At 68.4% G+C, this 10,316-nt stretch carries 10 protein-coding genes; 9 read left to right on the plus strand and 1 reads right to left on the minus strand.

What is annotated here, in order from left to right:
* Nucleotides 1–83 precede the first annotated feature (83 nt).
* The 4 genes from CXY82_RS06305 to CXY82_RS06320 are packed head-to-tail and all read left to right on the plus strand — an operon-like array spanning nucleotide 84 to nucleotide 4,409.
* Nucleotides 84–2,447, plus strand: coding sequence for a nitric-oxide reductase large subunit (locus CXY82_RS06305; protein WP_104170162.1), 2,364 nt, complete (start codon nucleotides 84–86; stop codon nucleotides 2,445–2,447).
* Nucleotides 2,447–3,262 carry a hypothetical protein gene (locus CXY82_RS06310; RefSeq protein WP_174843648.1) on the plus strand — a complete coding sequence of 272 codons (816 nt, stop codon included), beginning with the start codon at nucleotides 2,447–2,449 and terminating at the stop codon, nucleotides 3,260–3,262. The genes CXY82_RS06305 and CXY82_RS06310 overlap by 1 nt, the downstream gene beginning before the upstream one ends.
* The gene (locus tag CXY82_RS06315) at nucleotides 3,262–4,161 is read left to right on the plus strand and encodes a slipin family protein (RefSeq protein WP_104170163.1); all 900 of its coding nucleotides are present in this window, start codon (nucleotides 3,262–3,264) and stop codon (nucleotides 4,159–4,161) included. Before CXY82_RS06310 ends, CXY82_RS06315 begins: the two co-directional genes overlap by 1 nt.
* A complete protein-coding gene (locus tag CXY82_RS06320) occupies nucleotides 4,161–4,409 on the plus strand; it encodes a hypothetical protein (RefSeq protein ID WP_104170164.1) in 249 nt (82 codons plus the stop codon). The genes CXY82_RS06315 and CXY82_RS06320 overlap by 1 nt, the downstream gene beginning before the upstream one ends.
* A 102-nt stretch (nucleotides 4,410–4,511) precedes the next feature.
* Here CXY82_RS06320 and CXY82_RS06325 read toward each other — a convergent pair whose 3' ends face one another.
* The gene (locus CXY82_RS06325) at nucleotides 4,512–5,672 is read right to left on the minus strand and encodes a TIGR04053 family radical SAM/SPASM domain-containing protein (RefSeq protein ID WP_104170165.1); all 1,161 of its coding nucleotides are present in this window, start codon (nucleotides 5,670–5,672) and stop codon (nucleotides 4,512–4,514) included.
* A 74-nt stretch (nucleotides 5,673–5,746) separates the two neighbouring features.
* Here CXY82_RS06325 and CXY82_RS06330 point away from each other — a divergent pair, with 74 nt between their 5' ends.
* The 5 genes from CXY82_RS06330 to CXY82_RS06350 all read left to right on the plus strand — a co-directional run bounded on the left by CXY82_RS06330 (nucleotide 5,747) and on the right by CXY82_RS06350 (nucleotide 10,277).
* A complete protein-coding gene (locus tag CXY82_RS06330; protein WP_158252135.1) occupies nucleotides 5,747–6,517 on the plus strand; it encodes a metalloregulator ArsR/SmtB family transcription factor in 771 nt (256 codons plus the stop codon).
* Between the two features lie 62 nt (nucleotides 6,518–6,579).
* Entirely contained in the window at nucleotides 6,580–7,260 is a 681-nt protein-coding gene (locus CXY82_RS06335) for a Crp/Fnr family transcriptional regulator (protein ID WP_104170184.1), read from the plus strand.
* 45 nt (nucleotides 7,261–7,305) lie between these two features.
* The gene (locus CXY82_RS06340; protein ID WP_104170167.1) at nucleotides 7,306–7,575 is read left to right on the plus strand and encodes a heavy-metal-associated domain-containing protein; all 270 of its coding nucleotides are present in this window, start codon (nucleotides 7,306–7,308) and stop codon (nucleotides 7,573–7,575) included.
* A gap of 21 nt (nucleotides 7,576–7,596) precedes the next feature.
* On the plus strand, nucleotides 7,597–9,570 hold the full coding sequence (locus CXY82_RS06345) for a cation-translocating P-type ATPase (RefSeq protein ID WP_104170168.1): 1,974 nt from the start codon (nucleotides 7,597–7,599) through the stop codon (nucleotides 9,568–9,570).
* A complete protein-coding gene (locus CXY82_RS06350) occupies nucleotides 9,567–10,277 on the plus strand; it encodes a metalloregulator ArsR/SmtB family transcription factor (protein WP_104170169.1) in 711 nt (236 codons plus the stop codon). The genes CXY82_RS06345 and CXY82_RS06350 overlap by 4 nt, the downstream gene beginning before the upstream one ends.
* The last annotated feature ends 39 nt before the right edge of the window (nucleotides 10,278–10,316 follow it).

Below are 10,316 nucleotides of genomic sequence, written 5' to 3' on the forward strand. Positions count from 1 at the left end.
CGCGCCCTTGAATCACGCAACATGGAAAGGGGCCCACCGTGGTCCGATTGAGAGCCGGTGCAGGAAAACTGCGATCGGAGTTGATGGTTTCCAAAGGATGGTTGCAGGGCGTAGCCCTGGTAATGGTCTTCGGGTTCGCCGTGATGGGCTTCCTGGCCTTGAGGACCTATACGGACTCGATGCCCCAGCCCAAGCAGGTCGTCGACTCGCAGGGTGAGGTTGTCTTCACGACGGCCGACATCACCGCGGGCCAGCAGACCTTCGTGCGGCGCGGCCTGCAGCAGTATGGCTCGATCCTGGGTCACGGCGGCTACCTCGGACCGGACTACACGGCCGACTACCTGCGGCGCTCCTCGACCGAGGTGCTCGAGGCCCTGACCGCGTCCGGTGTGCAGGACCCACAGGGTGCCCTCGTCGAGATGATGCGGACCAACCGCTACGACAAGGCCACCGGCGACCTCGAATTCACCGATCTGCAGATCGAGGCCTTCGACACGCTCAAGCAGCACTACGCCGATTTCTTCGGTTCCCCGACCACCCAATACGGCCTGATCCCGAATGCCATCACGGACTCGGCGGACATCCACGACCTGACCGCCTTCTTCGCCTGGACGTCCTGGGCAGCCTCTGCTGAGCGGCCCGGTCACAACTACTCGTACACGAACAACTGGCCGGCCGAGCCGCTCGTGGACAACGTTCCGACCGCCGACATCATCGTGTGGAGCGGTCTCTCGCTCGTGGCCCTGATGGTTGCCCTCGGCGCCCTCTTCGGCCTCTACGGCCGGTGGAGCAAGAGGATGGGCTGGCAGCACGGGGAAGAAACCCCGGCACTGTCCTTCCGACAGCCGGGGGAGGTGGCGGTGACACCCGCCCAGACCGCCACGGCCTGGTTCTTCTTCGTGGTGGCTTTGATGTTCCTGGCCCAGGCCTTCCTGGGTGCCGCCATCGAGCACTACCGGGTCGACCTGTCGAGCTTCTTCGGAGTCGACCTGGCTCAGCTGCTGCCGTTCAACCTCGCCCGAACCTGGCATGTGCAGCTCTCGCTGTTGTGGACGGCCACCTCGTTCCTGGCCGCAGGCATCTTCCTCGCCCCGTATATCTCCGGGCGTGAACCCAAACGTCAGCACTGGTTGGCCTACGGCTTGCTCGGCGCCCTCGCCCTGGTCATCGTCGGATCGTTCGTGGGTGAAGCCTTGAGCATCTTCGGCGTCGAGGCCGCGAAGGGCTCGCCGTTCTGGGACATGCAGTGGGAGTACATCGACCTGCCCAGGGTGTGGCAGGGCATGCTCGTCGTCGGACTCTTCCTGTGGATCGCGATCATCTACCGCGGCATCCGGGCGCGTCTGAAGTCTGAGCACCGCTTCAACCTGCCGTGGCTCTTCTTCTACGCCGGTCTCGCGATCCCCGCGTTCTACGCCGTCGGAATGCTCGCCGGCACCGAGGTTCACCTGAGCGTCGCCGAGTTCTGGCGCTTCTGGGTGGTGCACCTCTGGGTTGAGGACTTCCTGGAACTGTTCACGACCGTGATGGTGGCCTACATCTTCGTCATGCTCGGGGTCGTGCACCGCAAGATCGCGATGCAGATCATCCTGCTCGACGTCATCCTGTATTCCGCCGGTGGCATCCTCGGCACCATGCACCACCTGTACTTCTCCGGAACCCCCGTCGAGCACATGGCGCTGGGAGCCTTCTTCTCCGCCCTGGAAGTCATCCCGTTGACCTTCCTGACGATCGAGGCCTGGAGCTTCCTCCAACTCGGTGCCCGGCAGGAGTCGCGCAGTTCGGCTCCGTTCCCGCACCGCTGGGCCGTGATGTTCCTTGTCGCGGTCGGCTTCTGGAACTTCCTGGGTGCCGGCGTCTTCGGATTCCTGATCAACCTGCCGATCGTCTCGTACTACGAGATCGGTACCGCGCTGACGGCCAACCACGCCCACGCGGCGATGATGGGCGTGTACGGAATGATGGGCGTCGGTCTGTCGCTCTTCGCCCTGCGCTACCTGATCCCGGCCGAGCGCTGGCCGGACAAGCTCGCCAAGATCTCGTTCTGGTGCCTCAACATCGGTCTGGCCTGGATGACGTTCGCAACGCTGCTGCCGCTCGGCGTCATTCAGCTCTGGCACTCCATCAACGACGGCTACTTCGAAGCCCGCAGCCTCAACTTCATCAACGAGCCCGGCAACGCCGTTCTCGAATGGCTGCGGATGCCCGGTGACATCGTCTTCATCGTCGGAGGCGTGATGCCGTTCGTCTGGATCACCTGGCTCGGGGTTCGCTACCGCATCAAGGCAACCACCCACGACGTGCCGATGGAGGCTTTGTTCGTCGAGGCGGTCCCCACCGGCGCGACGGTCACCGGCGGCGCGGAGCCGACATCCGGATATTCCTCGGACTACCGCTCCACCGGCACCGGGGAGATCGGTGGGGACCGCCCGGGCGGCGGCGTGTGATGGCGTCCATCAATCCGGAGGTCTGGTTCGCGCTTGTCTACGGCGGCTTCCTGCTGGCCGTGGCACACGTGCTGGACCTCCTGGCGAGACGCACCGCGACGAAATCCACCGCCATGCGGTCCGGCGGGTTCGACTACCACGAAGACCACGATGCCTGGAAGTGTTCGGAGGACCAATGGCTCTGGCCGATCTCCTTCGATCCGGATAACCGGGTGACGCGATACCAGGCCAGCCCCACGGTCTGCAACCCCTGCCCGGTCAAGGACACCTGCACCACCTCGGATGCGGGCCGGCAGCTCGCGCGAAACATCGACCCCTGGCCCAGTTCGGAGGCAGAACGGTTCCATCGCGGGATCGCCTGCTCCGTCGTCGTGCTCGGGCTCATCTGGCCGCTTGCGTCCATGTTCCAGAACCGCACGGGCGTGGAATTGCTGATCCTTGGGTCGGCCTCGGCCGTCATCGCCGCCGGCAGTTGGCCGTTGTGGTCGCACCTGCGTCGCACGCCCGCTCGCTTTCCCGAGCATCTCAAGGTCGTAGGGCTCGACGAAAGCGTCGCGGCCCGCGCCGCCACGGCGGCGGTCGAGGCGCAGCGGCGCAGCGGCTACGGCAGCATCAGAAAAACGGGCCCGCGGCCGGTTCAAATCGAACCGTACGCGAGCGCCCGGGCGTCGGAGCAAACCGACGCCGATCCGGAAACGATGAAAGGAAACACAGTGAGCGCCTCATTCTCAGCCCGTTGGGCTGAACTGGAGACGGAGGCCGACCCGGGTCGTTCCGGCCCCGCCGTGGGCTGGAACCGGAGGGGCAACTCGTGATGGCCTGGCAGATCGCGGCCCTGATCGTGGTGGCGCTGCTGCTCGTCTGGCTGGCAGCTTCCTTCAAGGTGCTGCAGGAATACGAGCGGGGCGTGGTGTTCCGATTCGGCCGGCTGGGCCCGGTGCGGGACCCGGGTGTGCAGATGGTGTTCCCCGGACTGGACAAGATGGTGCGGGTCGACCTCCGGATCGTGACCCTCACGATCCCGCCGCAGGACGTCATCACCAAGGACAACGTTCCGGCCCGGGTCAACGCCGTCGTCCTATTCCAGGTCACCGACCCGGTCCGGTCGGTGATGGCGGTCGAGAACCACGCCATCGCCACCTCCCAGATGTCGCAAACAACGCTGCGCTCGGTCGTGGGCCGCGCCGACCTCGACACCCTGCTCGCCCACCGGGCCGACCTGAACGAAGACCTCGCCCGCAACATCAACGCGCAAACCGAACCCTGGGGCGTGCAGGTGAAGGTCGTCGAAATCAAGGATGTCGAGATTCCGCAGGCGATGCAGCGTGCCATGGCCCGTGAAGCCGAAGCCGAGCGGGATCGCCGGGCGAAGATCATCAACGCCCACGGTGAACTGCAGGCGTCGGAGGAGCTGGGCCAGGCGGCGGAAATCCTGAGCCGCAATCCCGCGTCGCTTCAGCTGCGCTACCTGCAGACCCTGCTCGAGCTGGGCGCCGACCAGAAATCGACCGTGGTCTTCCCGCTTCCGATGGACATTCTCGGTCCGTTCCTCAACGGCAAGGTCACCCAGCAGGTGGCCCAGCCGAGCGCCGCACCCCCCGGTGCGGACACGGTTCCCCTGCCGGACCCGGCGGGGGCCGCCGCGGCCTTCGCCGCCGCCGTTGCGACCGCCGTCGCGGCTGCCGCAGCACAGACAACGGAGGTTTCTTCCTAATGGCCGACACCGATTCACGCGACCGCGCCCTCAGCATCCGTCTGATGCTGATCGGAGTCTTCGCCGGCATCTTCGCACCCATCGCCGGGTTCCTCGGCGGCACGATCGTCGGAGTCGACCAGACGGTCGGCGCCCTGGAGCCGCTCTTCGTCTGGCTCTTCGTGGGCATGATCGTCGGGATGTTCGGCGTGGCCATCGGGATCCTCGGCGCCCTGCGCTGGGTCAAGGGCGGGCACCACCTGGACTGACCTGCCGCGCACCACCCGCACGCAGAAGCGCCCGGCCGAGTAATCGGCCGGGCGCTTCTGCGTGCGGTGAGATGCTGTAAACCGCTCAGCGCTGTGGGCTGCTCAGTCGGTAGTGGGCTGGTATCCGCAGCTGGGGTCCTCGGCGAGCGGGTCCCCGGTCACCGCGTAGGCGTGCGAGCGGGAGCCGCCGCAGACCGTGCGAAATTCGCAGTGACCACACCGGCCGCCGAAGAGATCCGGGGTGCGCAGCTCCTGGAGTAGCTGCGCCTCCCGGTAGATCTTGGAGAAGGACTGCTTGTGCACCGACCCCACGGACACGGGCAGGAACCCGCTGGGATAAACGAGACCGACATGGTCGACGAAGGCGAACCCGCGCCCGGAATTGACGTCGAGGGGGGCCCGCGGACGCCGCCGCCTCGGCTCGTCACCGGTGAGCAACCGCTCCGTGGCCTCCCGCAGCGAGGCTCTCAGCGGGCCGACTGGGAACGCGGTGTCGAGGTCGACCCCGTCGTCCACGCCGGCCCGCTGAAGCGCGATGCGTCGGTAGTGGGGTGCCTCGGTGGTCTTGACGGCGACCAGGTCGGAGACGTCGTGCAGCCAGTGCAGCACCTCCTCCTCCTCGGCCGCGGTCAGGGCGTTCAGGAGCTTGCCGCGGCCGGTGGGCACGAGGAAGAAGACACTCCACAGGGTGGTGCCGAGATCGAGGACGGTCTTCAGGATGCCGGGCAGCTCGTGCACGGTGTCGCGGGTGACGGTCGTGTTGATCTGCAGTCGGTAGCCGACCTCGCGCACCATTCGGGCGGCGATCATGGTGTCGTCGTAGACGCCGTCGACGCCGCGGAAGGCGTCGTGGGTGGCCGCTGAGGCGCCGTCCAGCGAGAGTGAGACCGCCTTGGCCCCGGCGTCGTGGAGCTCGACCAGGACCTCACGGGTGAGGCGCGGGGTGACCGAGGGGGAGAGGGCCATGCTCAGGCCGAGGCTGGTGCCGTGGGCGACGAGCTCCGGCAAGTCGGGGCGCTCGAACGGGTCCCCGCCGGTGAGCACGACCAGCGGGCGTGGTGTGCCGAAGGCGGCGAGGTCGTCCAACAATTTGCGACCCTGGTCCGTGCTCAGCTCGAACGGGTTGCGCGTGCGGATGGCGTCGGCCCGGCAGTGGGTGCAGACTAGTTGACAGGCGCGCGTCACCTCCCAGATGACGATGAAGGGCCGTTCGGCGGTGTCGTGGTGCAGCACCCGGATGGGGCGCACGTGCGTGTCGGTCATGGGGCAAGTCCTTGCTCAGCGCCGAATTTCGGCCCTCAGTTGTTTTTACCATAGATATAGGGAAAACTAATCGGGTGCCTATCCAACCCCTTGACGCCCGCACCCACCGCGTGCTTTCCGGCATCAGTCGGGTCGCCATTCTCGAGCTCCTGCGCGATGCCGACGCGGCGCTGGATGTGCCGGCCATCGCCCAAGCGGTGGGGCTGCACGCGAACACGGTTCGGTCCCATCTCGACCGGTTGGTCGAGGTGGGCCTGGTCGCCGAGACCGTCGAGGCGCGCGTGCGTCCCGGGCGGCCCCGGCTTTTCTTTCGCGCCACGTCACCCGCCGCCGAGGTCCCCGCCGAGTCCTACCGGCTTCTCGCCGGTCTCCTGGCCGGCGGCCTGGGCAGGGACGTTCCCTCGGGCGCGGCCGCGGCCGCGGAGGCCGGGCGGCGCTGGGGCAGGGAGATGGCCGAGACGGATGCCGGACTCTCCGACACGCAGCCGGGGGCGGTCCCCCCAGCATCGGTCGGGCGTATCGTTCAGATCCTCGACGAGGTCGGCTTCGAGCCGCGCCTCGGTGCTGCCGGGGATGCCGGTGCTGCCGGTGCTGCCGGTGCTGCCGATGACTTCGCTTTCGGCGGCGCCGCCGCCGCCCCGGTCGACGTCGTGATCGAGCTGCACCGCTGCCCGTTCCTCGATGTGGCCAAGGACCACAGCGACGTCGTGTGCGCGGTGCACCGCGGCCTGATGGAGGGCGCCCTCGAGCGCCTGCACTCACCCGGAGTCGGCGTCACCCTCGAGCCGTTCGCCCGCCCGGGCGTCTGCCTCGCCCACCTCGAGATCCCGGCGACGAAGCCGTGAGCGTGGCCCGGCGCACACCGCTGCGCAGCACCTGCGCGCGGCCGCATCCGTGCTCCTCCGCCATGCGAAACACCATTCTCGGTCAGATCCCGATCTTCCAGGACCTGTCGGCCGGCGAGCTCGCCAACCTGGCCGAACGGATGCTGTCGCTCTCCTGGGGTCCCGGAGACACGCTGTTCACCGCCGGCGAGCCGTCCGAGCACGTGTTCGTGCTCGCGGCCGGCCAGGCGAAGGTGTTCCGATCGACCTCGACCGGGCAGTCCACGAGCCTCGACTTCCTCGGCCCGGGAGCAGTGCTGGGCAGCCTGACCGCGCTGGACGCGGGCCGGTACCCCGAGACGGCCGTTGCCCTCGTGACCACCTGCGCCCTGCGCCTCGAATCCGGCGCCTTCCGGCAGATGTTGCTCGCGCATCCGCCGGTGGCGCTGCGCGTGCTGGACGTCGTCGTCGACCGTCTTCACCGGGCCCGGTCGAGGGAGGCCGAGCAGGCCTCCGTTACCGTCACAACGCGGGTGGCAGCGACCCTGCTGCGCCTCGCCGACACCTTCGGCGTGCCGGGGGACGGCGCCGGTACCACCCTGATCCAGCTGCCTCTGACCCGCGCCGACCTGGCCGCCATGACCGGCACGAGCGCCGAGTCGGTGTCCCGCGCCATGAGCGGCCTGCGCCGGGACGGGCTGATCGATTCCGGACGGCGGTGGACCGCCGTGCTCGACCGTTCCGGCCTGATTGCGGCAAAGTGACGGCCGTCATGGTCGCCGCCGTCTCGAGTTCGTAACGTCGCAGTCATGACGACAATCATCCCCACCCCGACATCCACCCCGACATCCACCCCGGCCACCGTCCACACCATCCTGCGGGCCGACGGCTTTTCCTGCCCGTCCTGCGTCGCCAAGATCGAGAAGCAGATCGGCCGCCTCGCCGGAGTCAGCGCCGTGACCGTGTTCTTCGCCACCGCCCGGATCGAGATCGACCACGACCCGGCCGTCGTCAGCACGGATGCCCTCATCGCCGCCGTCGGCAAGGCCGGCTACACCGCCCACCTGGCCGCGTTCTGACCGGCGGACAGGGGGAGTGACATGACCATCGTGCGCCGCCACCTGATTCCCCTCATTTCCGGCGCGTTGATCGGCGCCGCCTGGCTGCTCGGCCTCCTGCCGGTGCCGCCGCTTGTCTCCGACGCGGCGATGGTGGCGGCCGCGGTCGTGGCCGGGTTCCCGATCATGCGGACCGCCGGGCGCGCACTGCTCGCCCGGGTCGTGGGCATCGACCTGCTTGTCACGGTCGCCTCCGTCGGCGCCATCGTGCTCGGCGAATACTGGGAGGCCGCCGCCGTGACCTTCCTGTTCGCGATCGGGCATGCCCTCGAAACGGCCACCCTCAACCGCACCCGCTCCGCCCTGACCGCGCTCGTGGCCCTGGCCCCGGACGTCGCCCTCGTGCTGCGGAACGGCGAGCAGCTCGAGGTCCTGGCCGGGTCCGTGCGGACCGGGGAGACCGTCCTGGTCAAGAACGGCGCGCGGGTGCCCGTCGACGGCACCGTGCAGCAGGGCACGGGCACGATCGACGAGGCCTCCATCACGGGCGAGTCCTCCCCGGCCGAGAAGCGCGCCGGCGACCGCGTCTTCGCCGGCACGGTCTCGACCGGCGGCTTCTTGCAGGTGCTGGCCACCGAGGTCGGCGCGGCTACCACCCTGGCCCACATCGTGCACCGGGTCGAGGAGGCCCAGGAGGCCACGGCCCCGACCCAGGTCTTCATGGACCGGTTCTCGGCCTGGTACACCCCCGGCATCCTGGTGCTCGCGATCATCGTCGGCGTGGTGACCGGCGACGTGTTCCTGGCGCTGACCCTGCTCGTGATCGGGTGTCCCGGCGCCCTGGTCATCTCCATCCCGGTCGCGATCGTTGCCGGGATCGGCCGCGCCGCGCAGCTCGGAATCCTGATCAAGGGCGGCGAGTTCCTCGAGACCGCCGCGAAGATCACGGTCGTCGCGGTCGACAAGACGGGCACCCTCACCCGGGGCCGTCCGGTCCTGACGGATGTCGTGGTGCTGAACCCCGCTCTGACCCGTGCCGAGGTGCTCGACTGGGCTTCACGGGCGGAGGCCGGCTCCGAGCATCCGCTGGCCGGAGCGATCGTGCAGGCCGCCGCGCGGGAGGCCGCACGCGAAGCCGCGCAGGGCGCCCAGGTGACCGGCCTGCCGGAACACATCACGTCGGTGCCCGGGCAGGGCATCGTCGCCGCGGTGGCCGGCCGCACCGTGCTGATCGGCAATTCGGCCCTGCTCCGCGCCCACCGGATAGCGGGCACGGATGCCGCCACGACGCTGGCCGAGAAACTCGCCGCCCACGGGCGCACGCCGCTGATCGTCGTGCTCGACGGCGTCGTCGCCGGTGTCCTTGCCGTGGCCGACGAGGTGCGTCCCGACGCCGCCGACATGGTGGACGCGCTGCACAAGGCGGGGATCGTTCGGGTCGTCATGCTCACCGGCGACGGGCCGCTCGTGGCGCAGGCCGTGGGTGCCCACGTCGGAATCGACGAGATCCGGTCGTCGCTGCTGCCGGAGGACAAGCTCGACGTCGTCACCGGGCTCCGGCGGGACGGCCACGTCGTGGCGATGGTGGGAGACGGCGTCAACGACGCCCCGGCCCTGGCCACGGCGGACATCGGCATCGCGATGGCGGCGGCCGGTTCGGCCGTCGCGGTCGAGACCGCCGACATCGCGCTGATGGGTGACAACCTGCTGATGCTCCCCGCCGCCATCGACCTGGCCCGCCGCACGGTGCGCGTCATGCACCAGAACGTGGCCCTCGCGCTGGTCACGGTGGCGCTGTTGCTGGCCGGTGTGCTGTTCGGCGGCGTGAGCATGTTCGGCGGCATGCTCGTGCATGAGGCATCCGTACTGATCGTGATCGTGAATGCGATGCGCCTGCTGCGCCGGTCCGGGCAGCGCGCGGAACGCAGAGCACGGCGTCGGATTTCGTCCGAATCGCATGTCCAGTCCCCGGAAAAGTCAGAGAAATCAGAAAATAAGGAGATGATTAGGAGGTGACGCCGTCCTCCCCCTCGTCGAGCTACCGCACGCTCGCGTCCTTCAGCAGGATTCAGCTTCTGTACTTCCTGCAGCAGCGCGGAACGATGACGGTGGGCGACCTGGCCGAGGCCACCGGTCTGCACCACAACACGGCCCGGGAGCACCTGCAGCGCCTGATCGGGGACGGTTTCGTCACCTGTCACCCGGAAAACAAAGACTCCAAGGGCCGGCCTCGGATGTTGTACAGCGCCGCCGCCGGCCCGGACCACGTCGTCGGCTCCATCCGGGCCGCGAAGGCCGAAGCCGCCGGTCGCCACGGTGACCAGGTGCGACGGATGCTGCGGGTCGAGGCCGTCATCCACTCGCCGCTGCAGCGGCAACTGGACGCCCTCGACGACCACCTCGACGAGTCCGGCTTCGACGCGCGGCTCGAGATCGACGGTGCCGACGGCAACCGAGTGCACCTGCACGAATGCCCGTACAGCGAGATGGTCAAGGCGCACCCCGAGGTCTGCCGGGTGCACTTCGGGCTGCTGAAAACCCTGCTCGAAAGGACCGAGGGACCCCTGAGCGCCGACGCGCTGCACCCGCTGGTCGAACTGAACACCTGCACCCTCGACCTGCACCGGTCCGACGCCGACCCAGGTGTCGAAACAGGCGCCGAACCCACCGCCGAGGAACAGCCCAAGCCGGCAATCATTTATCACGGCGTTTCCGGCTTGTAGCGAATTTCGCCACCCCTGAGACTGGAGTCTGAGGGTGGT

Origin of the sequence: Cryobacterium sp. M23 (assembly GCF_002929655.1) — a bacterium.
In the GTDB taxonomy this organism is placed as follows: domain Bacteria; phylum Actinomycetota; class Actinomycetes; order Actinomycetales; family Microbacteriaceae; genus Cryobacterium; species Cryobacterium sandaracinum.

Coding starts and splice junctions, on each gene's coding strand:
- CXY82_RS06305 (WP_104170162.1), top strand. CDS start 84: ATGGTTTCCAAAGGATGGTTGCAGGGCGTAGCCCTGGTAATGGTCTTC.
- CXY82_RS06310 (WP_174843648.1), top strand. CDS start 2,447: ATGGCGTCCATCAATCCGGAGGTCTGGTTCGCGCTTGTCTACGGCGGC.
- CXY82_RS06315 (WP_104170163.1), top strand. CDS start 3,262: ATGGCCTGGCAGATCGCGGCCCTGATCGTGGTGGCGCTGCTGCTCGTC.
- CXY82_RS06320 (WP_104170164.1), top strand. CDS start 4,161: ATGGCCGACACCGATTCACGCGACCGCGCCCTCAGCATCCGTCTGATG.
- CXY82_RS06325 (WP_104170165.1), bottom strand. CDS start 5,672: ATGACCGACACGCACGTGCGCCCCATCCGGGTGCTGCACCACGACACC.
- CXY82_RS06335 (WP_104170184.1), top strand. CDS start 6,580: ATGCGAAACACCATTCTCGGTCAGATCCCGATCTTCCAGGACCTGTCG.
- CXY82_RS06340 (WP_104170167.1), top strand. CDS start 7,306: ATGACGACAATCATCCCCACCCCGACATCCACCCCGACATCCACCCCG.
- CXY82_RS06345 (WP_104170168.1), top strand. CDS start 7,597: ATGACCATCGTGCGCCGCCACCTGATTCCCCTCATTTCCGGCGCGTTG.